Genomic DNA, 22043 nt, shown 5'->3' on the forward strand with positions numbered 1-22043 from the left:
GCTGCTGACCATCCTCAACGCGATGATGCGCGACGGAAAGCCATATAAAATCGCTCCATCAACATAACAGTTGCCGGATCTGCGCTGCGCTTGTCCGGGACGACGAGCGGAGAGTGCGGCTTCAGCGGAATTTACCGCCCGGTCTTCCACGCGCTCGTCACCGCGCTGATCTCCGCGGCCTCAGGCTCCCGAACTGCTGATGGCGTGCGCGAGAACCGCGGCGCGGGCGCCGGCTGCTTCACGCCGTGGCGCTCGACGAAGACGTTGCGCGCGACCATGTGCGGATGCTTCGTGGCCTCCAACATCGTCAGAACCGGGGCGAAGCAGATGTCAGTGCCTTCCATGATGCTGCACCAGTCGTCGCGCGTCTTGCTCTTGAAGACGGCCTTCAGCTTCTCCTTCAGCGCCGGCCAGGCCTTGCGGTCCATCTGTGCCTCGAAATCGGCGTCGGTGAGCCCGGCGTGCTGGCGCAGCAGCGCGTAGAACTGCGGCTCGATCGAGCCGATCGAGATGAAATGGCCGCAGGCGCATTCATAGACACCGTAGAAATGCGCGCCGCCGTCCAAAAAGTTCTGGTCGCGGCCTTCGGTCCAGCGGCCCATCGCGGTCATGTCGAAGAAGAACGACATCAGTGACGCCGCACCGTCGCACATCGCGGTGTCCACCACCTGGCCCTTGCCGGATCTTTGCGCTTCCAGCAGCGCCGCGAGTACGCCGACCACGAGATAAAGCGCGCCGCCGCCGAAATCGCCGACCAGGTTGAGCGGCGGCACCGGCGCATCCTTCGTACCGATCGCAGCAAGCGCGCCGGTGATGGAGATATAGTTGATGTCATGGCCCGCGGCATTCGCCAGCGGACCTTCCTGACCCCAGCCGGTCATGCGGCCATAGACGAGCTTTGGATTGCGCGCGAGCACGACATCGGGCCCGAGGCCGAGCCGCTCCATCACGCCCGGACGAAAACCTTCGATCAGCGCGTCAGCGCTCGCGAGCAGGTCGAGCACCTCTGCGATCGCCGCCTTGTCCTTCAGGTCGAGCTCGATCACCTTGCGTCCGCGCCCTGCCACCGACTTCATGCTTTTCCTCGCACCTAAGCGGTCGAGCGTGACGACTTCGGCGCCCATGTCGGCGAGCAGCATGCAGGCGAACGGGCCGGGGCCGATGCCGGCGAATTCGACGATGCGGAAACCTGCGAGCGGGCCGGAGGCGCGTTCTGATTTTTCTCGGGCTGATTGATCGAGCACGTTGTTGTTTCCTCGGGGGTCGCAAGACGGGTGCGCGAGAAGCGGCACCTGTTTGGACGTTCCTCTATGGGGCGAGTTAATTGGTCGATTAAATTTTCTCGCCTTCGACCTGACGAGGCAAGCGCTTTTGCTGCATGGGCGCATAATAAAAGCGGCGCGCATTACTGCGCGCCGCGGAAAATTTGTGTTGAGTAGCTAAAGCGCGATCGCTATCGCGCTTTAGCTCTTTGTTTGAGCATGATCTTTCCGGAAAACCGCTGCACACTTTGCGCTAACGCGGCCCTTCGGGTCCGGATCATGCTTTGTCAGCCCGCGGCAGCAACCGCGCGCTGCGCCATCACCTTGATCAGATTGGCGCGATACTCCGACGAGCCGTGAAGATCCGAGAGCAAGCCGCTTGCCGGGATCGTCACGCCGTCGATGCTCGACGCCGCCCAGTTTGCCTTTAGCGCGGTTTCGATGGCGGAAACGCGCATCACGCCGCTCTGCGAGGCACCGGTCACGGCCACACGGACGTCGCCCGGCCCGGTCTGGGCGACGAACACGCCGGTCAGGGCAAAGCGCGAGGCCGGATGCGGGAACTTGGCGTAGCCCGCCTTCGCCGGGATCGGGAAGGACACGGCGGTGATGATCTCGCCGTCCTCGAGGGCGGTTGCGAACAGGCCCTTGAAGTAGTCATCCGCCGCGATCGAGCGCTTGTTGGTCTTGATCGTCGCACCCAGCGCCAGCGTCGCGGCCGGATAGTCGGCGGCCGGATCGTTGTTGGCGAGAGAGCCGCCGATTGTGCCGCGATAGCGAACGGCGGGATCGCCGATCAGCGAAGCCAGGTACGCAACCGCGGGGATCGCCTTCTTTGCAGCGTCGCTGGTCGCGACGTCATAGTGCGGCGTCGCGGCCTTGATGGTCAGCGTGTCGCCGGAGGCTTCGACGCCGATCAGCTCCTTGATCTTCGCAAGGTCGATCACGTCGGAGGGGCTGGCAAGCCGCTGCTTCATCACCGGCAGCAGCGTCTGGCCGCCGGAGAGATATTTGGCCTCGCTGCCCTTGGCGAACAGAGAGGCGGCTTCGTCGATCGAGGACGCGCGATGATATGTTGTCTGGTACATCTTTGAGTCCTCCCTCTTACGCCGCCTGACCGTTGATGGTGCGCCACACCCGGTCCGGGGTTGCGGGCATTTCGAGATCGTTCTTGCCGATCGCGTCCGTGATCGCGTTGATCACGGCAGCGGACGCGCCGATCGCGCCGGCCTCGCCGCAGCCCTTGATGCCGAGCGGATTGCCGGGGCAAAGGGTCGTGGTGTGGCTGAGCTTGAACGACGGCAGATCGTCGGCGCGCGGCATGGTGTAATCCATGAACGAGGCCGTGATCGGCTGTCCGTTGGCGTCATAGACCGCGTGCTCGAGCAGCGCCTGGCCGATACCCTGTGCAAGGCCGCCATGGACCTGGCCCTCGACGATCATCGGGTTGATCAGGCGCCCGAAATCGTCGGCCGCCACGAAGTTGACGAACGACGTCTTGCCGGTGCCGGGATCGACCTCGAGCTCGCAGATATAGGCGCCAGCCGGGAAGGTGAAGTTGGAGGGGTCATAGAAGGCGCTTTCCTTCAGGCCCGGCTCCATCCCGTCAGGCAGGTTGTGCGCGGTGTAGGCCGCGAGCGCGACCATTGGCAGCGCGATCTTCTTGTCGGTGCCGGTCACCTTGAACTCGCCGTTCTCGATGACGATGTCGGCTTCCGAGGCTTCCAGCTGATGCGCCGCGATCTTCTTGGCCTTCGACTCGACCTTCTCTACGGCTTTCAGGATCGCGGTGAGACCGACGGCCGCGGAGCGCGAGCCATAGGTGCCCATGCCGAACTGCACCTTGTCGGTGTCGCCATGGACGATCGAGACCTGGCTGATGGGAACCCCTAAGCGTTCGGAAATGAGCTGAGCGAACGCCGTCTCATGGCCCTGGCCGTGGCTGTGCGAGCCGGTCAGGACCTCGATGGTGCCGACCGGGTTGACGCGCACCTCCGCCGATTCCCACAAGCCGACGCCGGCACCCAAGCTGCCCACCGCCTTCGACGGCGCGATGCCGCAGGCCTCGATGTAGCAGGAGACACCGATGCCGCGCAGCTTGCCTTCAGACTTCGCTTTCGCCTTGCGGCCTGCGAAGCCGGCGTAGTCGATCGCCTTCATCGCCGCATCGAGCGAGGCGTTAAAGTCGCCGGTGTCGTAGGCCATGATGACCGGCGTCTGGTGCGGGAACTGGGTGATGAAGTTCGTCTTGCGCAGCGCGGCCGGATCGACCTTCAGTTGCCGCGCCGCCGTCTCCATCATCCGCTCGACCAGGTAGCTCGCCTCGGGCCGTCCCGCGCCGCGATAGGCGTCGACCGGCGTGGTGTTGGTGTAGACGGCGATCACCTCGGCATGGATCGCCGGGATGTCATACTGGCCCGACAGCAGCGTCGCGTAGAGATAGGTCGGCACCGCCGAGGAGAACAGCGACATGTAGGCGCCGAAATTGGCGTAGGTCTTCACTCTGAAGCCGGTGATCTTGTTATTCGCATCGAACGCCATCTCCGCATGCGTGACATGGTCGCGGCCATGCGCATCGGTGAGGAAGGCCTCGGTGCGGTCACCGGTCCATTTCACTGGGCGGCCGGTCTTCTTCGACGCCCACAGCGCCACCATCTCTTCGGGATAGATGTAGATCTTGGAGCCGAAACCGCCGCCGACATCGGGTGCGATCACGCGCAGCTTGTGCTCGGGCGCGATGTTGTAGAAGGCCGACAGCACGAGGCGCGCGACATGCGGATTCTGTGACGTCGTATAGAGCGTGAAATGCTCTTCTGCCTCGTTATAGTCGGCGACGGCCGAGCGTGGCTCCATCGGGTTCGGCGCGAGGCGGTTGTTGGTGACGTCCAGCTTCACCACGTTGGCCGCCTTCGAAAAGGCGTCGTTCACCGCATTCTCGTCGCCGATCACCCAGTCATAGATCTGGTTGCCGGGTGCCTCGGGATGGAGTTGAGGTGCGCCAGCCTTGACCGCGTCGGTCACGTTCGCGACAGCGGGCAGTTCCTCGTAATCGACCACCACGGCTTCGGCGGCGTCGCGCGCCAGATTCTTGCTTTCGGCGATCACGACCGCGACGGCCTGGCCGACGAAGCGCACGGTCTCCGGCGCCATCGCCGGCCATGCGCCCATCTTCATCGGGCTGCCGTCCTTGGAGGTGATGGCCCAGCCGCAGATGAGATTGCCGACCTTGTCGTCGACGATCTGCTTGCCATTGAGCACCGCGACCACGCCCGGCAGCTTCAACGCCGCGGAGGCGTCGATGCCTTTCACCTTGGCATGCGCGTGGGGGCTGCGGATGAAATGGGCATAGGTCATGCCCGGTAACTTGACGTCGTCGACATACCGGCCCTTGCCGGTAATGAAACGCTTGTCTTCCTTGCGCACAACGCTTGCGCCAATGCCTTCAACACCCATGATCCTGTCCTCCCGACGGGAATTTGATTGACCGCACTTTCCAACGAAAGCTGCGGCGGTGGTTCGATTAGGCCAATTCGACTAGGCCAAGTCGCCGCTTACTCGGCGGCCTGCGCGACCTTCATGCGGCCGGCGGCATCCAGCACCGCCTTCACGATGTTGTGGTAGCCGGTACAGCGGCAGATATTGCCTTCGAGCTCGTGGCGGACGGTGGCTTCATCGAGCTGGCCACCATGGCGTTGCACGATGTCGACCGCCGACATGATCATGCCCGGCGTGCAATAGCCGCACTGCAAACCGTGATTGTCGCGGAACGCCGCCTGCATCGGGTGCAGCTCGTCGCCCTTGGCAAGACCTTCGATCGTGGTGACGTTTGCGCCGTCGGCCTGGCCTGCCAGCATGGTGCAGGATTTTACCGCGCGGCCGTCAATGTGCACGACGCAGGCGCCGCACTGGCTGGTGTCGCAGCCGACATGGGTGCCGGTGAGGTTGAGGTGATCGCGCAGGAGATGGACCAGCAGCGTGCGGTCCTCGACATCGACAGAGACAGCCTTGCCGTTCACTGTCAGTTTGACTGTAGACACGTGAGTACCTCCCTTATGTGTTTTGTCGTTATTCCAATTAGAGACAGCGCGAACGGAACTTTGCAACTGGGATTTTGGTGACCGCACGTCATGGAAAGGTCATCGTGGCTGGTCGCAGGCGCTCGATTCGATCATGACGTTGCGTGCCGCCGCCAGCGCGTGGCGCGACCCGTGAGACTCTTTCGGAAAAATCTGCGTCACGCCTGCGGCGGCGTGCTTTCCATGCCGCCGCGCGACGCCGCTCACCCTGGGACCTCAGCCCTGTCGTGCGTCGCTTCTCCCTCCGATGCCTTGTTCGTTGTCTCGAATAGGAGCACGCGCTCACGGCTTTGCAATCGCGATCTTCGTAGTAGGCGCGAGCTATCTAAGTCATTGATTTCATTGATGGTGACCCCGGCCGCCCCGCCGCGGAGGCGCGCCCGCAAGCCGTGGCGTACACGGGCGTCCCGCTACTGCGACTCCGACAGTCCATTCCGTCATTTCGGGGCTCCGGGCGCCTGGGATCCGTCGGGCCACAGGGTGCGTGGAGAGTTCTCAGATGCGCAATCGCGCATCATCGCTCGCGACTTCGTCGCGCCCCGTCACCATCCTGCACGACGAGACCGAAGCGCAGATCGGCGGCAAGCTTGCGCAGCTCGGCTCGCCGCCGATCGGTTCGACGTCGCGCAAGCTTGCTGCGAATTTTTTGGAGAACTTCGCGACGGTGGTAGCGCCGTCATCGTGATTGACGCGAACGATCGACGCGTGATGTCGGGTGCAACGATCTGATCGTGGCACGATGTTGCCGCAAATCCGATCGTGCATTTCAAGCCGCAAAATAAGGGCGAGACGCGAGCGTCGACAACGAGATGAGCGGCAAAAGCCGACGTTGATTTGCACTACTACCTTCCGCCTATACTAAGCGCGCAAAGCTGATGCTGTAATTTTCAACGATGGCTCGCAGACGAACTGCGCATCACGAGCGCAGCGCGCTCAAGCGCCCAACATGGCGTGCACAACATCACCGCGGAGGGAATACATGACCTTTGGAACGAAGGGCTTTTTGGCTGGCATTTCGCTGATTGCGATGCTGGCGGCCGGCACGTCCGGCACTCGCGCCAACGACTCGCTGCTCAAGGCGCAATCCGATGCGAACCAGTGGGCGGTTGCCGGCCACGACTATGGCAACACGCGCTTCAGCCCGCTCAATCAGATCAACACCGAGAACGCCGGCAAGCTGACGCTCGCCTATTCGTTCTCGCTGGCGTCGCTGCGCTCGAACGAATCCTCGCCGATCGTGATCGGCAACACGCTCTACGTCTCGAGCTCCTGGGGCCCGAAATACGTCTACGCGCTCGATGCTGCGACCGGCGTTCGCAAATGGACTTACGAACCCGACATTCCCGATGACGTGCTGCAATACGCCTGCTGCGACGTGAACAATCGCGGCGTCACCTACGCCGACGGCAAGATCTTCGTCGGCCGCCTCGACGGCAAGCTGACGGCGCTCGATGCCGCGACCGGCAAGTCGCTGTGGACTACCAAGGTGGTCGACTACAAGCAGGGTTCGGTCATCACTTCGCCGCCGCTCGTCGTGCGCGACAAGGTCATCACCGGCTTCGGCGGCGGCGAGTACGGCGCGCGCGGCGCGCTGCGGGCCTTCGACATCAACACCGGCAAGCAGGTCTGGCAGACCTACACCGTGCCCAATCCGGATGAGCCCGGCGGCGACAGCTGGAAGGGCGATACCGCCCAGCATGGTGGCGGGGCGGCCTGGCTGGTCGGCTCCTACGATCCGAAGAGCGATACCGTTTATTGGGGCACCAGCAATCCCGGCCCGTGGAACACCGCGGTGCGCTCGACCGGCGACGGCAACTTCGGCAAGCTGACTAACCTCTACACGGCCTCGACGCTCGCGCTCGATCCCAACACCGGCAAGATCAAGTGGCACATCCAGACCACGCCAGCGGATGCCTGGGACTATGACGGCGTCAACGAGGCCGTGCTTGCCGATCTCAAGATCGGCGGCAGCAACGTTCCAGCGCTGCTGAAGGCGGATCGCAACGGCTACTTCTTCGTCGCCAATCGCGAGACCGGCAAGGTGCTGTCGGCGGAGAAATACGTCTTCTCCAACTGGGCCAAGAAATGGGACATCAACACCATGCGCGCGGAAGAGGATCCGGACAAGCGTCCGGGGCCGAACCATCCCGCCAAGGACATCTGCCCGAACCTGATCGGCGGCAAGAACTGGCAGCCGATGTCGTTCAACCCTCAGACCGGCCTCGTCTACATCCCGTCCAACAATGTCTGCATGGACTGGTCGGTCGGCGACGTCGCCTACAAGCGCGGCGTGTTCTATCTCGGCGCCGAATTTCCGACCAAGGAAGGCCCCGGAGGCTTCCTCGGTGAACTCGTGGCCTGGGATCCGGTTGCGCAGAAGAAGGTCTGGTCGATCAAGGAAGACCTGCCGTTCAACGGCGGCACGCTGACCACCGGCGGTGGCTTGGTGTTTGCCGGCAATATCCATGGCGACTTCCGCGCCATCGATGCGAAGTCCGGCAAGGTGCTGTGGAGCAAAAACCTCGGTTCCGGCATCGGTGCGGGCCCGGTGACTTACCAGGTCGACGGCAAGCAATACGTCGCCATCGTCGTCGGCCGCACGGCTTCGCTCCCTGCGTTCCTGGGCGAGGTGGGTAAGAAGATGACGGCCGCAGCTCCCGAGGGCGGTTCGCTCTTCGTGTTCTCCGTCCAGTGACCACTCGCGCGCGTATCTCAGAGGTGACGGGATACGCGCGCGCTTTTTCCAGGCGATCGTTGCGGCACCGACTGATGCCGTGTGCCGCAGCGCCTGGTCCAACAAGTCCCAACTACGGGAGATGAGGATGCGCCGGAATCATCTTGGAAGTCGCAAGAGCCGAACTCGCGCCATGAATCGCACCATGACAGCGCTGGTCGCATGGGCCGCCGCATCCGCGATAATCGCTCCCGCCGCAACGGCTCACGCGGATGAGACACAGCCATTCCGGCTCTGTGCCGATCCGGCCAATCTTCCGTTCTCCAGCGATAGTGCGTCGCAGCCAGGCTTCTATGTCGAGATCGGGCAGGCCCTGGCGCAGGCGCTCGGACGGCCGATCGCCTATGACTGGTACAAATCCTATTTCGGCAAGCGCACCGTGCGCGTCACGCTGCTCGGCAAGCAATGCGACGCCATGATCGGCCTGCCGCGCTCCGAGGACTTCATGGGACCGGCCGTGATCTTCTCCAACGCTTTCACAAAGGAGGGCTATGCCCTGGTGGCGGCAAAGGGGCAGGCGATCGGGGGCGTCGAGGGCCTCAGGGGCAAGCGCGTCGCCGTGCAGTTCGCCAGCACGCCGCAAAACCTGCTCGCGAGGCGCGACGACATCCAGAAGGTGACCGTGCTCTCGCCCGAGGAAGGCATGCAGGCGCTCGACCAGGGCAAGGCCGACGTCGCCTTCATCTGGGGACCCGTCGCCGGCTGGTTGAACAAGACCACCTATGGCGATCGCTATCAGATCGAGCTCACCGAAGGCGAAGGCCTGTCATGGGATGCGGCCATCGGCTTCGCAAAGACCTCGGCGGAGCTGCGCGATCGCGTCGATGCCATCCTGCCGCAGCTTCAGAAGACGATCGCCGACCTTGCGGTGAAATACGGCTTGCCGACCGGCCAGCCCGTTCGCTTCGGCGCGGCCCAGGCGGTGCCGGCGGGAACAACGACGGGAACGGGAACCGGAGCCGGGGTAACTGAAATTGCCAATGTGGTGGCGACCGAGACCAAGGGTGACGCGGCCACGCCAGGCGCCGAGGCCGTCGGCACGGGCAAGGAGATCTTCAACGGCACCTGCGCGCATTGTCACGGTCCCGACGCGATCCAGAGCGAGAAGAAGATCGACCTTCGGCTGCTGCGTCACCGCTACGGCGACGAGATGCGCGAGAAATTCTGGACCACCGTGCATGAAGGGCGGCCCGCCAAGGGCATGCCGGCCTGGAGGGAGGTCTTCACGGACGACCAGTTCGACAACATCTATTCCTTCCTGCTGACGGTCCAGTCCGAATCGAACGACTGAACTCTCTTGACCAGACGCGACCATGAGGGTGAGGTAGAGTCCATCCGGCATCATCCCGGCGCCGGATGGTCGCCACTTGGATGTACCGCTTCCGCTCCTGCGGTGGACGCCCGCGCGGTGGAGTCTCGTGCGATCGACTCTTGGGAACGCGCCATGACCAGCTTCCTGATCATCGACGATCATCCGCTGTTTCGCGAGGCGCTCGGCAATGCGGTGCGGCTGGCATTGCCGGAGGCGCGGATCTTCGAGGCGATGTCGATCGAGGACGCCCTGAATATCCTTTCAGCCGAAGAGGGTATCGATCTTGCGCTGCTCGATCTCTCGTTGCCGGACGCGACCGGCTTCTCCGGCTTCCTCCGCTTGCGCGAGACCTATCCGCGCCTGCCCGTCGCCATCGTGTCGAGCGAAGAGGACCAGCACGTCGTCCGCGAGGCGCTGGCACTGGGCGCCGCCGGCTATCTGCCGAAGTCGACGTCGAAGCGCGAGCTCGCCCAATCGATCGAGGGCGTGCTGAGCGGATCAGTGTCGGTGCCGAAAGATTTTGTCGCAACGCCGCAGCGGCGCCGCGCCGACACCAGCAAGGCGCTCGCGGTCAAGCTGCGCGAGCTCACGCCGCAGCAGCTTCGTGTGCTCGACCTCCTGCGCCGCGGCTACCCGAACCGGCAGATCGCCCAGGAGCTTCAACTCGCCGAATCCACCGTGAAGGCGCACATCACCGAGATCCTGCGCAAGCTCGGCCTGTTCAGCCGCAACAAGGCGATCATCGAGATCGGCAAGATGGACCTGCCCGATCCCAAGTGCCGGCCCTATGCACGCCTCGATCGCGGCAGGTCTCAATGAGGCGCGCTCTCGTTCTTGACCTGAATCAACCCGGTTGGACCCGGCTGAGGCATTCTCATCTCAACGTCGAACCCGGCAATATTTCGGGCAATATTTTAGGGATGGCTCACGCGTGATGCGATTTCTGATCGTCGAAGACCATCCACTGTTTTGTGAGGCGCTTGAATGTGCGCTCCACATGGTGGCGCCCGAGGCCGACATCCTTCAGGCCACATCGATCGACGGCGCGCTGGAGCTGTTGTCGGCGACATCAGGACTCGATCTCATTCTGCTTGACCTGTCGATGCCGGGCACGACGGGTCTTTCGGGCATCATCCGCATCCGCAAGGCGTTTCCCAAAATTCCCGTCGTCATCGTATCAGGGCATCAGGATCCGCAGATCATTTCCGGCGCATTGTCGCTCGGCGTCGCCGGCTACATCCTCAAATCCTCGTCCAAGCAGGATCTCGCGCTGTCGATCGGCGAGGTGCTGCGCGGCGCGGTCTGTGTTCCCACCGCTTATCGTGCGACCCGTCCGCAGCGCGCCGCCGGCCCCGCGCAGGATCTCATCAAGCGCCTGCACGAGTTGACGCCGCAGCAATTGCGCGTGCTCGAAATGCTCAAGCGCGGCCTGCAAAACAAGCAGATCGCCTATGAGCTGAAGATTTCGGAGACCACCGTGAAGGTCCACGTCTCCGACATCCTGCGCAAGCTCAACGTGCTCAGCCGCACCAAGGCGATCGTCGAAATGTCCCGTATCGATTTCACGACGCTGGCGAGCGAAGGCGCGAGCGCGAAGCACAATCGCGCGCAGTCGGAGTAACAGCACGGTCGCGATTGAGGCCCTATCGTCTTGCTCTCCCGCAAGCGGACGGCAATCGCATATGAGCATCGACGAGGTCGTGATGCCCGGGCTTGTCCCGGGCATCCACGTTCTTTGTGCTGCGGGTAAGGCGTGGATGGCCGGGACAAGCCCGGCCATGACGACGTGGAAACTTCAGCGCCGCAAGCGCTCACGCCATATGCGACAGCCCTGTCCGCAAGTGGAAGAGTCTGCGCTAGCTTGCGGCCCGGCCATGCTGCTCTTCGCGACGATACCCTTTTGCAGGTGATTTGCCCGACGTGTCAAGTGATTTTCGGATAAAGCGTAGGCGCTGCCATCAGGCGCTTCTACTTTGCATGGGGTTGTTTTGCGGATTTTGATGCGCGACCCGGCCGACCGTCGATATCCGCCTCAGGTCAGCAGGAATGACAGCAGCGCGCGCATCTCGGCGGGCTTGATCGGCTTCTTCAGCACCTCGAGCCCGTGGAGGCTGGCCTCCTTCGCGGCCCTTTCGGAATAGTCGGCCGTGATGATCATGGCCGGCACGTCCAGTTTCAAATGCTCCCGGATGTCGGCGACGGCAGACAGGCCGCTCTCGCCGTGATCGAGATGGAGGTCGGCAATCACGGCATCGGGGGAGCCGCCGAGCTCGCTGAGCCGCAGCAACGCGTCCGCGGCCGATCGCGTGGTCGCGACGTCGCAGCCCCAGCCCTCCAGCAGGGCGGCCATGGCCTCGGAGCCGTTCGGATCGTTCTCGATCAGGAGGATCTTGGCGCCTTCGAGCCCGCCATAGTGGCGCTCGGCCAGCTTGACCTCGTGCACCTCGTCGCTGACTTCAGTGAGGTCGGCCGGCTCCAGCTCGAGGGCGAAAGTCGATCCCCGGCCGACCTGCGAGGACAGCCGCACCTCGTGTCCGAGCACGGTCGCGAAACGGCGGACGATGGAGAGGCCGAGCCCGAAACCAGCTTGGTCGGTGGCGCTCGCTTCCCCGCGCTGGAATTCGCGGAAGATCGCTTCCTGCTGCGCCTGCGCGATGCCTGGCCCGGTGTCGGAAACCTGGACGCAGATGCGCTCGCCCCTCGGCCGGCATCCCATGACGACGCCGCCGCTGCGGGTATAGCGAATGGCATTGGCAAGCAGGTTCTGCAGGATACGCCGCAGCATCATCGCATCCGACGTCACCGCAAGCTGTGAGGTGCGGATGCGCAAGGAAAGACCCTGCCGCGCGGCGATCGGCTCGAACTCGTTGCGGAGCTGCTCGAACAGGGGTGCCAGCGCGACCGGGCGCACGTCTGGCCTGAGCGCGCCGGCATCCAACTTTGCGATCTCCAGCAGGGACCGCAGCAAATCCTCCAGCGTCACCAGCGAGCGGTCGACCTGATCGATGAGCAGGCCAGCCTCCTGCGATTCCATCATCTCGGTCAGCGCCGACAGCGTCAGGCGCGCGGCGTTCAACGGCTGCAACAGGTCGTGGGTGACAGAGATCAGCACCGAGGATTTCAGCGAGCTCGCGGCCTCTGCCTGCTGCTTGGCGCGGTATAGCCCCTCATTGGCACGCTCGATCGAATGCAGGGCCTCGCGCAACTGGTGGGTCCGGTCGCGAACCTGGTGATCGAGCGCAATCGCCGTCTCGAACAGCGAGAACGCATTGAGCTGCTGGTCCATCGAGCGCTCGACGCGCGACATCAGCGCGGCGTTGATCTTCTTCAGCTTCGCGGCTTCCCGCTGAAGCTGCTCGACCGATTGAGGGTCCTGCCACGCCTCCGTCACGAGGGGCGCCTTCCGATCGCAACGCCCGTGAACGTCTGGTTCACATGCATCGAGCCGAACTGCTCGCCATAGGTGTGAAAGCCGACGACGCGGTTCTGCCGGTACAGCTCGGACATGTCGCGGGCGAGCTGATGCTGCTCGGCGTCCAGCCGGCGCAACAGGCATTCGAAGCCGATGAAGAGCGACACGTCTCCGATCTCATCACGAATTTCGGCGAACGTCTCGCGCGTCGAGCCGACCAGGCTTCGCGACGTCGCGGCGGTCAGCACCATGCCCTCGTCGATGGCGCAGAAGAAATGCAAGGAGCCGTCCGGTTCGACGCGCTGGATCGACCGCGCGTAATAGGAGCCGCCGACGCGCACCAGCACGGGGTGAGACGCAAAGGAGAACGGGTCGAGCTTGGCGTCCATGATCCCGACCATGCGCGAATATTCCTTCGCCGCGGGCTCCGCGTTCAGCTCCCTGACCGTTCGATTTTCGATGTCGGCCTCGGTGACCACCATTTTCTGCGGCTGTGGCTCGAAATTGTCGCACTTGAAGACCCGGAACGGCAGCGATGTGTTCAGGAGGATCAGGAGAGCGGCGTTGGTGTGGGCTTTGCCGTCGAAGAACACCCAGGTCTTCTCGAAGCGCAAACCGTCGCCCGCCGATCCCCCGACGACCGGAATGTCGTCGAGCGAAGCATAAATCGCAGACATCACCGCTTCCTCGCGGCGGCACAAGCCGTCGATCAAGACCAGGCCGAACGGATTTCCACGGTCGACCTGCGGGGTGACCCGCAGCAGCTCGTGCCGGAGCTCGCCGCCGATCCTGCGGCCGTCCTCGACGCGGAAGCCGTCGAGATTGAGAATGGGGCGGACCACGGCCGAGAAGTCGGCGCGGCTGAACGCCAGCGCCACGACGCTGTTCTCGTCCCAGCCGTCGGGGGCGAGCTCGCCCGCGGTCGTGCAACCGCAGACCTGGGTGTCATCGAAGTGCCGGGTGATCCCGGCGATGAAAGGATGAGGATCGTAAGCGGGTGAGAGGAAGACCAGGATCAGCGCGAGCTCGTCGGATGGGAGCTGGACCGCGAGCTCAGCCACGGCTTCATCGACGCTCGCAGCCTTCGATTTGGCAACGGCGACGCCAGACGCGCCGCCAAACCGAAAATCGGTTTGCCCCACTCCGTCTCTCCCCTCGAGGACCGGCTCGGTCTGACGCCAAGAGCCTGATAAGTGCACGACAAGTGCCCCAAGAGTAAGGCGTTTTCCGGTTAGCCGCAACACGGCGCCCCGATCCTGCCAAGGCTTGTCGGAGCCGTGGAGCGCACGAATTTTCTCCACCAGGATGCAGGCCGGACGAATTTACCGCCCCTTGACGTTTCTGCCCTAATTTTCCGCACCGGTTCGGGAGGGGCTGCTTCCGGGCCGCATGAGTGTCGCAAGAACATGAATTGGGGGTTGGAATGGTCGGGCGTACCGCGTCGAAGTCGAAGCGCACATTTTTTCCGACCCTGAAGTTCCGCGCGAAGATCATTCTCGGCTTTGCCGCGGTGCTCGTCATCTCGGCCGTCAGCATGGCCTTCGCGTATTTCGGCTTTGAGCGGGTCTCGGCCGGCGTCGGCTCATACCGCACCAGCGTTTCCGAGGCTGACCTCGCCCGCAACATCGATCGCGAGCTACTGGCCTATCGTTCGGCTGCCCGCTATTTCGTCGTCACCGGCAAGGAGGACGACGCCAAGGTGGCGCTGGAGGCCGAAGCCGGCCTGAAGAACGCGATCGACCAGGCCATCAAGGGCGCCAAAAGACCGGCGCGGCTGGAAAGCCTCAACAAGCTCGCCAAGGAGTTTTCGAACTTCTCCGCGACTTTTGCCAAGATCCTGCAAGCCAAGCGCGACAGCGCGCTCCTGGTGCAGAACCAGCTTCAGCGCAACGCCAACCTCCTGAAGTACAAGCTCGACGACATCGGCAACAACGCGTCGGAGTCCGAGGCGCAGGCGATCGAGTTCGGCACCAAGCAGGTCAATGCCCAGTTCCAGACCGCGAGCGCGTCGGCGACCAACTTCGTCCTCAATTCCGACCAGGCGCTGGCTGCGAGCGCGCTGGCGCGGCTGAAATTCGTCGAGAATTCGCTCAATGCGATCTACTCCATGGACGACAAGATCGTCGCCGGGCTGAAGGACGCCAAGGGCCTCCTCGTGGCCTATCGCGAAGCGCTGGAGAAGCTTGTCGCCAATGCCAAGATGATCGATGACCTCGTCACCGAGATGAGCGGCTCGGCCGGCGCCATCATGCAGGGTGCAATCGCAATGAAGGCCGATCTCGTTTCCGAGCAGCAGCGGCTGGAAACGGAATCCGAGACAAGCATCGACCAGACGGAGCATCTGATCCTGATGCTGGCTGCCGGCGGCACGCTGCTTGGTGCCATCTTCGCCTTCCTGCTCGGCACCGGCATCTCGCGGCCGATGATCGCGATGTGCAATGCGATGCGCGAGCTCGCCTCGGGCAACTTCGAGGTCGTGCTGCCGGGCCTCGGCCGCAAGGACGAGATCGGCGAGATGGCCGGCGCAGTCGAAGAGTTCAAGACGCAGGCGGTCGCGAAAGCCGAGCGCGATGCGGCAGCCAGTGAAGCCCAGAACAAGGAGACGGCCGCGGCACGCCGCTCCGAGCTGATCCGCTTTGCCGATGATTTCGAGACCGCGGTCGGCGCCATCGTTTCGAACGTCTCGGCCTCGGCCGTGCAGCTTGAATCGGCTGCGTCGACGCTGACCCGCACCGCCGAGACGACGCAGACCCTGTCGAGCCAGGTCGCCGGGGTCTCCGAGCAGGCCTCCTCCAACATGCAGTCGGTCGCCACCGCGACCGAAGAGCTCTCGGCTTCCGTCGAGGAGATCGGCCGCCAGGTCCGCGATTCCAGCCGCATCGCGGAAGCCGCCGTCGTGCAGGCCAAGGAGACCGACGGCCGCATCGGAAAACTGTCGCATGCCGCCCAGCAGATCGGCGAGGTCGTCAAGCTGATCACCGCGATTGCCGAGCAGACCAATCTTTTGGCCTTGAACGCCACCATCGAAGCGGCCCGCGCCGGTGAGGCCGGCCGCGGCTTTGCGGTGGTTGCGAGCGAGGTGAAGTCGCTGGCGAGCCAGACCGCGAAGGCGACCGACGAGATTTCCTCGCATATCACGGGCATGCAGGGCGCGACTGCCGAGTCGGTTGCGGCGATCAAGGAGATCGGCGCCACCATCGGCCAGATCTCGACCATCGCAACCTCGATTGCGAGCGCGGTGGAAGAACAGGGCGCGGCCACGCAGGAGATCGCCCGCAGCGTTCAGAACGTGGCGCAGGGCACGCAGACGGCCGCCACCGACATCGGCCAGGTCAACCGCGGCGCCGCCGAGACCGGATCGGCCTCGGAAGAGGTGCTCAACTCCGCCAAAACGCTCTCCAGCGAAAGCACGCGCCTGCGCGCCGAGCTCGACCGATTCATGGCGAATATCAGGGCAGCGTAAGGTTGCCCTTCCGTCGCCACGCCTTCTGCTGTCGTCCCGGCGAAGGCCGGGACCCATATCCCCAAGGAGAAGTTGTGGCGCGAAGCTAGTAACCGCCAGTCTTCGCCAAACCACTCTCTGTGGTTATGGATCCCGGATCGGCGCTCCGCTTCGCTGCGCTTGTCCGGGACGACAAGCTGAGTTTATGGCGCTGTCTAAATTTATTCGCGCCGCAGCCCTCACCCCCGCCCAAACGCCCGCTTCAGCTCTACCTTGGCGCGCTCGAGCCGCGTGCGCTGTGTCTTCGGCAAGGTCTTGCCGGCGCGATTGATGTAGAAGGTCAGCATCGACAGCGCCGATCGGTAGGCGCCGGACTTGCGGCGCCTCGAGTGTTCGGCCGAACGCTTCAGGGACGCTGCGATTTGCTTCGGACTCGTCTGCTTGAACACGCCGCGCTCGAGATCGAGCGCATCGCTCTCCTTCGTCACCCGTTGCGACCAGCGCTTCGGCGCTGCACGTTTGGATGTCGTTTTCGATGTCTTGCGCGAGGCCGGATGGAGCCGCGCGCGGCTTGATGTTCGATGCGCCAGCTTGCGCTTTGCGGTTTTGCGCGAATGTGTCGACTTTCTGGCCTGAGCCATGCGTTAACTCCTTGCAGCTCTTCTGAAAACTGCTGCGCCGCGAGGCGGTTCCTGGGGGAACCTGACTTCGCCGCAAACGTTGTCGATGATCGCGGATTGAGTCAGGCCGCACCTCCAGCAATAGCGCGATGGACTTGCAGCAAACCCCAGCGCTGAATCTTGATTCTGCGGTCTCGGCGGCGGCGCATGATCGCGTCGTCGAGACCAGCATCCCCTCGCGCCTCGACGCGCTGCCGTGGAGCGGCTTTCATACCCGCGTTGTGCTGGCGCTCGGCATAACCTGGATTCTCGACGGGCTGGAGGTGACTCTGGCTGGCGCGCTTTCCGGCGCCCTGAAGCAAAGCACAACGCTGCATTTCTCCAATCTCGATCTCGGCATCGCCAACTCCGCCTATCTTGCCGGCGCCGTGCTGGGCGCGCTCGGCTTCGGCTGGCTGACCGATCGCATCGGGCGGAAGAAACTGTTCTTCATTACGCTGGCGGTTTATCTGTCCGCGACCGCCGCGACCGCGCTGTCGTGGAATGTCGCGAGCTACGCGCTGTTTCGTTTCCTCACTGGCGCCGGCATCGGCGGCGAATACACGGCGATCAACTCAACCATCCAGGAACTGGTGCCGGCGCGCTACCGCGGGTGGACCGATCTCGTCATCAATGGCAGCTTCTGGATCGGCGCCGCCATGGGCGCGGTGAGCGCCATCATCCTGCTCGATCCCGCCGTGGTCGGTCCCGATCTGGGCTGGCGCCTCGCGTATCTCATCGGCGCGACGATAGGTCTGGTCGTGTTGTTCATGCGGATGTGGATTCCGGAGAGTCCGCGCTGGCTGATCATCCATGGCCGCCCCGACGAGGCCCACGCGATCGTCGACGACATCGAGCGATCCGTGATCGGCCATCGGCAGGGCGACTCCACCTTCACGAAGATCCGCCTCAAGATGCGCGACCATACTCCGCTCGGCGAGGTCGTGCATACGCTGTTCTCGGTCTATCGCCAGCGCGCGCTGGTGGGGCTGGTGCTGATGAGCGCGCAGGCCTTCTTCTACAACGCGATCTTCTTCACCTTCGCGCTGGTCCTGACCGATTTCTACGGCATCAGCGCCGATGCTGTCGGCTGGTACCTCCTGCCGTTCGCCGCCGGCAATTTCCTGGGTCCGCTGTTGCTTGGCCGCTTCTTCGATACGCTCGGCCGCCGCACGATGATCGTGCTGACCTATGGAGTATCAGGCGTCTTGCTTGCAATCTCGGGTTATCTGTTCTCGATCGGCGCGCTGAGCGCGCAGGGACAGACGATCGCCTGGATGGTGATCTTCTTTTTTGCTTCGCCGGCTGCGAGCGCCGCCTATCTCACCGTCAGCGAAACCTTTCCGCTGGAGGTACGTGCGCTCGCGATCGCGGTGTTCTACGCGATCGGCACCGGCATTGGCGGGGTCGTGGGTCCCGCGCTGTTCGGCGCGCTGATCGACACCGGCTCCCGCAACAGCGTGTTCGCGGGTTACCTTTTGGGATCGGCGCTGATGATCGCGGCCGCAATCGTGGCGTGGCGCTACGCCGTCGCCGCGGAGCGCAAATCGCTCGAACAAATCGCGCGGCCGCTTGCCTTGATGGAGTAGACTATGAATTCGGAAGTGATGGACATGCGAACCATGGAAGATGACGAGACGCCGGACTCGGTACCGGTGCCACAGGCCTTGGTGCCGCATCTCAGCGAGACGGCTATCTTGCTCGACATCGATGGTACGCTGCTCGAACTGATGCCGACGCCGCGCGAGGTCTGGGTGCCGCCCGGCCTCTCGAAGACGCTCAATTGCCTCGTCGAACGGACCTCCGGCGCGCTCGCGCTCGTCAGCGGACGCTCGCTCAACGACATCGATCTGATTTTCGCACCGGACCAATTCCCCGCTGTCGGCGGCCATGGCGCCGAAATGAGGCTGGAGCCCGACAGCGAGGCGGTGGCGAGCCATGCCCCGCCGATGGACAAGGAATTGAAGCGGCGCCTCGCCGCGATCGCAAAGCTCTCGCCCGGCATTCTGCTCGAGGACAAGGGCTACTCGCTCGCGCTGCATTATCGTCTCGCCCCGCATGCGGAGAAGGCGATCTACGCGGCGGTCTCGCTGATCCGCGCCGACCTGCCCAATGCACCCATCGAGGTTTTGCCGGGCAAGTTCGTTTGCGAGATCAAGCATTCCGGCTTCACCAAGGCGAGCGGCGTGCGCGAGCTGATGACGCATGAGCCGTTCAGGGGCCGCCGTCCGCTGTTCATCGGCGACGATGTCACCGATGAAACGGTATTCGCGATCATGCCTGACATGAACGGGCTCGCATTCTCGGTGGGACGCCGCGCGCGTGGCGTGAATGGTCATTTCGACTCACCCAGTGATGTGCGTGAGTTCCTCGCGCATCTGCTCGACGGTGATCCAAGGTAAAAGCAAGGCAACGCCACGCCAGAGCCATAAAGGGCTCGGAACCGCGGTGCGCACGCGCGATTCTTGCGGCGCAAAGGGAACGCAGAAAACTGTCTTTGCGTCGAATTTTCGTTTCGGAGGACAAAAGACGGTTCCGACGCGCGCGCCTGATTTTGGTTTCAATTGGTTGAAACCATGAACAGGAACCATATTGATGAACGCCAGTTAAACGAGGCGGAATAACAGGAGGGGACGACCCTGTGAATCTCGTCGTCGTATCGAACCGCGTCGCGCGCGGCAAAGCCAACGAACCCATGACGGGCGGCCTCGCTGCCGCTCTGCTTCCCGTGGTGGAACATTCCGGAGCGATCTGGGTGGGTTCCTCAGGCCGGGTGCGGGATGGTCATCAGAAGGAACCCTTCGCCGAGGTCGAAGCGCTCGGCACCGGTGCGCTGGCGACGCTGGATCTGCCGGCGGCGCATTACGGCGGCTACTACGAGGGTTTTGCCAATTCGGCGCTGTGGCCGGCGCTGCATTCGCGCAGCGATCTCATTCGCGTCTCGCAAGGCGATTATCTCAGCTATCGCGAGGTCAACGCCTTCATGGCGCGCGCACTGTTGCGGTTCCGGAAAGAACGCACCGCGTTCTGGGTGCAGGACTATCATTTCCTCGCGCTCGGCGCGGAGCTGCGCGAGCTCGGCCTCGAGGATCCCGTCGGGTTCTTCCTGCACACCCCGTGGCCAGTGCCAGCGGTGATGCAGGGCGTCCCGCATCATCGCGAGCTGATCGAGGCGATGCTCGCCTATGATCTCATCGGCTTCCAGACCGGGGAGGATTGCCGGAATTTCCTTGGGTATGTCGGTCAGGAGCTCGGACTGACGATCGAGGATGGCATCGTTACCTCCAAGCATGGCCGCACGCGCTGCCAGGTCTTTCCGATCGGCATCGACGCGGAAAAATTCGCGCAATATGCCGCGAAGTCGATCTCGCATCCCGACGTCTCGCGGCTGCGCCGCAGCCTCAATGGCGAGAAGCTCGCGATCGGCGTCGATCGGCTCGACTATTCCAAGGGCCTCGTCAATCGCATCAGCGCGTTCGATCGCCTGTGGACCGAGCAGCCGCAGTTCTTGCGCAGCATCTCGCTGCTTCAGATCGCAAACCCCTCTCGCGGCGGCATCGAGGCCTACTGCAATCTCCAGAACGAGGTCGCGCGTCTCGTCACCGACGTCAACGGGCGCCACGGCGAGGTCGACTGGACGCCGATCCGCTATCTCAACAAGGGTTTCAGCCAGGCCGTGCTCGCAGGCCTCTACCGCACGGCGCAGGTCGGCGTGGTGACGCCGCTGCATGATGGCATGAACCTCGTTGCCAAGGAATATATCGCCGCGCAAAACCCGGCCGATCCCGGCGTGCTCGTGCTGTCGAAGTTCGCGGGCGCCGCCAACGAGCTCGACACCGCGTTGCTGGTCAATCCGCACGACATCGACGGCATGGCGCGCGCAATCGCGATCGCGGCCTCGATGCCGCTCACCGAGCGCAAGATGCGCTGGGAGGCGATGATGAAGAAGCTGCGCGGGCACACCATCCAGCAATGGTCCGCCGACTTCGTCGCCGAGCTGGAGAAGAGTCGGACGGAGAAGCCCACTGTCGCGCCACTGACCGCGCAGTCCCCCCAGGCTCTGCGCTGGCTGAAGTCGGCGATCTCGGGCGTGAGGCTGATCTGATGTAGTCTCGAGAGGCGTGCCCGGGCCACGTGACCCTCTCTTCCCTTGCGGGTCTGTTGCGCTATTGGCTTTTGAGGCCAAAGAAGGCGCATCAATAACAATAGGACACGCCGTCCAGAATCGCGCACTGCCTCTTGTTCGGCGCGTTGGGATCGTCCATCGGCACCATGCCGTTGCCTTGGCCGACGAACACGCCTTGCCCGACATGGACCGATGATTTGTTGCCGATGATCACGCTCGGATGCGGCGATGCGCTCGAGCGCGTGCCGTCCGGCCAGATGATGGCATCGCCCGCCAGCACTCCGCGCCGGCCGTCAACGCAGGTGACCTCGACGCCCTGGCGCGTGCACACCTGAGCGGCCGCCGGGGCTGAGATCACCGAGACGGCGCATACGACGGCGCATACAAGGCCAAGGGCGGCGATGGCTCGAAAGCTCGTCATGGTGTCCCTCTCGTCCGTCGGAAGCGTGCTTTCGTGAATCGTCGCGCCAGAGCCGCCTCCGGTTCACCCCGGGGGGTATCGTCCAGGCTTTGGAGCCAAATATATTCTCATTGAAATACAATGGCTTAAGGAAATTTGAACCGATCGCCCCGCAGTCCCTTGCAAAATCAGCGGCGCGCCTTCAAGAGAGGGCGCTCCGGAGAGATGGCCGAGTGGCTTAAGGCGCACGCTTGGAAAGCGTGTGTGCGGGAAACCGTACCGTGGGTTCGAATCCCACTCTCTCCGCCACCCAGCCGAAGCCATTTCGTACTTCGATGTGGAGACAGGCCAAAAACGCGGCCATTTCCCTGCATTTTTCTCGCTAGAGAAAGCCCATTACCGACTGAAAGGGGCATTCGATAGGCCCGGAGAACCGAATTTTCTCCGATTCTTAGAACCCCGCGAATCGGTCTGGTACGGCATCCTCCGGCAGACAAAGCACTTTTTGGGCGGATAGTTTGGATCTCTCTCGCTCAGGCAAGGTGTCAATCGGCGTTCAAATTTGACCCCTCATCGGCGTCCAATTTTGACCCCTTCGCACGGCGGGCTTTGCTGGTAGC

Annotated in this window: 17 protein-coding genes and 1 tRNA gene; 10 read left to right on the forward strand and 8 right to left on the reverse strand. The window is 63.4% G+C overall.

Features of this window, described 5'->3' with window-relative positions:
* Window positions 1–131 precede the first annotated feature (131 nt).
* The 4 genes from Q3C01_RS42720 to Q3C01_RS42735 all read right to left on the reverse strand — a co-directional run bounded on the left by Q3C01_RS42720 (window position 132) and on the right by Q3C01_RS42735 (window position 5299).
* Window positions 132–1244, reverse strand: a complete 1113-nt coding sequence (locus tag Q3C01_RS42720; RefSeq protein WP_458151334.1) for a CaiB/BaiF CoA transferase family protein — start codon at window positions 1242–1244, stop codon at window positions 132–134.
* Window positions 1245–1549: 305 nt separating this feature from the next.
* Window positions 1550–2350 carry an FAD binding domain-containing protein gene (locus tag Q3C01_RS42725; RefSeq protein ID WP_458151335.1) on the reverse strand — a complete coding sequence of 267 codons (801 nt, stop codon included), beginning with the start codon at window positions 2348–2350 and terminating at the stop codon, window positions 1550–1552.
* Between the two features lie 16 nt (window positions 2351–2366).
* Entirely contained in the window at window positions 2367–4715 is a 2349-nt protein-coding gene (locus tag Q3C01_RS42730; RefSeq protein ID WP_458151336.1) for a xanthine dehydrogenase family protein molybdopterin-binding subunit, read from the reverse strand.
* A gap of 98 nt (window positions 4716–4813) precedes the next feature.
* Window positions 4814–5299, reverse strand: a complete 486-nt coding sequence (locus tag Q3C01_RS42735; RefSeq protein WP_027526349.1) for a (2Fe-2S)-binding protein — start codon at window positions 5297–5299, stop codon at window positions 4814–4816.
* 538 nt (window positions 5300–5837) lie between these two features.
* On the opposite strand from Q3C01_RS42735, the gene Q3C01_RS42740 reads away from it, so the two are divergent.
* From Q3C01_RS42740 to Q3C01_RS42760, 5 genes are all read left to right on the forward strand, one after another.
* A complete protein-coding gene (locus tag Q3C01_RS42740) occupies window positions 5838–6023 on the forward strand; it encodes a hypothetical protein (protein WP_458151337.1) in 186 nt (61 codons plus the stop codon).
* A gap of 294 nt (window positions 6024–6317) precedes the next feature.
* Window positions 6318–8033: a PQQ-dependent methanol/ethanol family dehydrogenase gene (locus Q3C01_RS42745; RefSeq protein WP_458151338.1), complete on the forward strand. Its 1716-nt coding sequence runs from the start codon at window positions 6318–6320 to the stop codon at window positions 8031–8033.
* A gap of 184 nt (window positions 8034–8217) precedes the next feature.
* Window positions 8218–9363 (forward strand): c-type cytochrome, encoded by a 1146-nt coding sequence (locus Q3C01_RS42750; RefSeq protein ID WP_458151339.1) that lies wholly within the window; start codon window positions 8218–8220, stop codon window positions 9361–9363.
* A 153-nt stretch (window positions 9364–9516) separates the two neighbouring features.
* Entirely contained in the window at window positions 9517–10203 is a 687-nt protein-coding gene (locus Q3C01_RS42755) for a response regulator (protein ID WP_458151340.1), read from the forward strand.
* A gap of 115 nt (window positions 10204–10318) precedes the next feature.
* Window positions 10319–11005 carry a response regulator transcription factor gene (locus Q3C01_RS42760; RefSeq protein ID WP_458151349.1) on the forward strand — a complete coding sequence of 229 codons (687 nt, stop codon included), beginning with the start codon at window positions 10319–10321 and terminating at the stop codon, window positions 11003–11005.
* 411 nt (window positions 11006–11416) lie between these two features.
* Here the strand turns inward: Q3C01_RS42760 and Q3C01_RS42765 are convergent, their stop codons facing one another.
* Both Q3C01_RS42765 and Q3C01_RS42770 read right to left on the reverse strand, forming a co-directional pair.
* Complete coding sequence (locus tag Q3C01_RS42765) at window positions 11417–12775, reverse strand: hybrid sensor histidine kinase/response regulator (protein ID WP_458151341.1); 1359 nt, start codon at window positions 12773–12775, stop codon at window positions 11417–11419.
* On the reverse strand, window positions 12772–13938 hold the full coding sequence (locus Q3C01_RS42770; protein ID WP_458151342.1) for an FIST N-terminal domain-containing protein: 1167 nt from the start codon (window positions 13936–13938) through the stop codon (window positions 12772–12774). Before Q3C01_RS42770 ends, Q3C01_RS42765 begins: the two co-directional genes overlap by 4 nt.
* A 281-nt stretch (window positions 13939–14219) precedes the next feature.
* Here Q3C01_RS42770 and Q3C01_RS42775 point away from each other — a divergent pair, with 281 nt between their 5' ends.
* Entirely contained in the window at window positions 14220–16259 is a 2040-nt protein-coding gene (locus Q3C01_RS42775) for a methyl-accepting chemotaxis protein (RefSeq protein ID WP_458151343.1), read from the forward strand.
* Window positions 16260–16477: 218 nt separating this feature from the next.
* Here the strand turns inward: Q3C01_RS42775 and Q3C01_RS42780 are convergent, their stop codons facing one another.
* The gene (locus Q3C01_RS42780; protein WP_458151344.1) at window positions 16478–16879 is read right to left on the reverse strand and encodes a DUF3175 domain-containing protein; all 402 of its coding nucleotides are present in this window, start codon (window positions 16877–16879) and stop codon (window positions 16478–16480) included.
* Window positions 16880–17007: 128 nt separating this feature from the next.
* Here Q3C01_RS42780 and Q3C01_RS42785 point away from each other — a divergent pair, with 128 nt between their 5' ends.
* From Q3C01_RS42785 to Q3C01_RS42795, 3 genes are all read left to right on the forward strand, one after another.
* Window positions 17008–18486: an MFS transporter gene (locus tag Q3C01_RS42785; RefSeq protein WP_458151345.1), complete on the forward strand. Its 1479-nt coding sequence runs from the start codon at window positions 17008–17010 to the stop codon at window positions 18484–18486.
* 3 nt (window positions 18487–18489) lie between these two features.
* The gene (gene otsB, locus Q3C01_RS42790) at window positions 18490–19299 is read left to right on the forward strand and encodes a trehalose-phosphatase (protein ID WP_458151346.1); all 810 of its coding nucleotides are present in this window, start codon (window positions 18490–18492) and stop codon (window positions 19297–19299) included.
* Between the two features lie 239 nt (window positions 19300–19538).
* Window positions 19539–21002 carry a trehalose-6-phosphate synthase gene (locus Q3C01_RS42795; RefSeq protein WP_458151347.1) on the forward strand — a complete coding sequence of 488 codons (1464 nt, stop codon included), beginning with the start codon at window positions 19539–19541 and terminating at the stop codon, window positions 21000–21002.
* 91 nt (window positions 21003–21093) lie between these two features.
* On the opposite strand, the gene Q3C01_RS42800 is transcribed toward Q3C01_RS42795, so the two are convergent.
* Window positions 21094–21444 carry a hypothetical protein gene (locus Q3C01_RS42800; protein WP_458151348.1) on the reverse strand — a complete coding sequence of 117 codons (351 nt, stop codon included), beginning with the start codon at window positions 21442–21444 and terminating at the stop codon, window positions 21094–21096.
* Window positions 21445–21642: 198 nt separating this feature from the next.
* Here Q3C01_RS42800 and Q3C01_RS42805 point away from each other — a divergent pair.
* A tRNA-Ser gene (locus Q3C01_RS42805) sits at window positions 21643–21732 on the forward strand.
* The last annotated feature ends 311 nt before the right edge of the window (window positions 21733–22043 follow it).

Source organism: Bradyrhizobium sp. UFLA05-109 (assembly GCF_054185165.1).

Excerpts from the sequence above, each read along its gene's own strand:
- Q3C01_RS42725 (WP_458151335.1), bottom strand. The coding sequence starts at position 2,350 with ATGTACCAGACAACATATCATCGCGCGTCCTCGATCGACGAAGCCGCC.
- Q3C01_RS42730 (WP_458151336.1), bottom strand. The coding sequence starts at position 4,715 with ATGGGTGTTGAAGGCATTGGCGCAAGCGTTGTGCGCAAGGAAGACAAG.
- Q3C01_RS42740 (WP_458151337.1), top strand. The coding sequence starts at position 5,838 with ATGCGCAATCGCGCATCATCGCTCGCGACTTCGTCGCGCCCCGTCACC.
- Q3C01_RS42745 (WP_458151338.1), top strand. The coding sequence starts at position 6,318 with ATGACCTTTGGAACGAAGGGCTTTTTGGCTGGCATTTCGCTGATTGCG.
- Q3C01_RS42750 (WP_458151339.1), top strand. The coding sequence starts at position 8,218 with ATGACAGCGCTGGTCGCATGGGCCGCCGCATCCGCGATAATCGCTCCC.
- Q3C01_RS42755 (WP_458151340.1), top strand. The coding sequence starts at position 9,517 with ATGACCAGCTTCCTGATCATCGACGATCATCCGCTGTTTCGCGAGGCG.
- Q3C01_RS42760 (WP_458151349.1), top strand. The coding sequence starts at position 10,319 with ATGCGATTTCTGATCGTCGAAGACCATCCACTGTTTTGTGAGGCGCTT.
- Q3C01_RS42775 (WP_458151343.1), top strand. The coding sequence starts at position 14,220 with ATGGTCGGGCGTACCGCGTCGAAGTCGAAGCGCACATTTTTTCCGACC.
- Q3C01_RS42780 (WP_458151344.1), bottom strand. The coding sequence starts at position 16,879 with ATGGCTCAGGCCAGAAAGTCGACACATTCGCGCAAAACCGCAAAGCGC.
- Q3C01_RS42785 (WP_458151345.1), top strand. The coding sequence starts at position 17,008 with ATGGACTTGCAGCAAACCCCAGCGCTGAATCTTGATTCTGCGGTCTCG.
- otsB (WP_458151346.1), top strand. The coding sequence starts at position 18,490 with ATGAATTCGGAAGTGATGGACATGCGAACCATGGAAGATGACGAGACG.
- Q3C01_RS42800 (WP_458151348.1), bottom strand. The coding sequence starts at position 21,444 with ATGACGAGCTTTCGAGCCATCGCCGCCCTTGGCCTTGTATGCGCCGTC.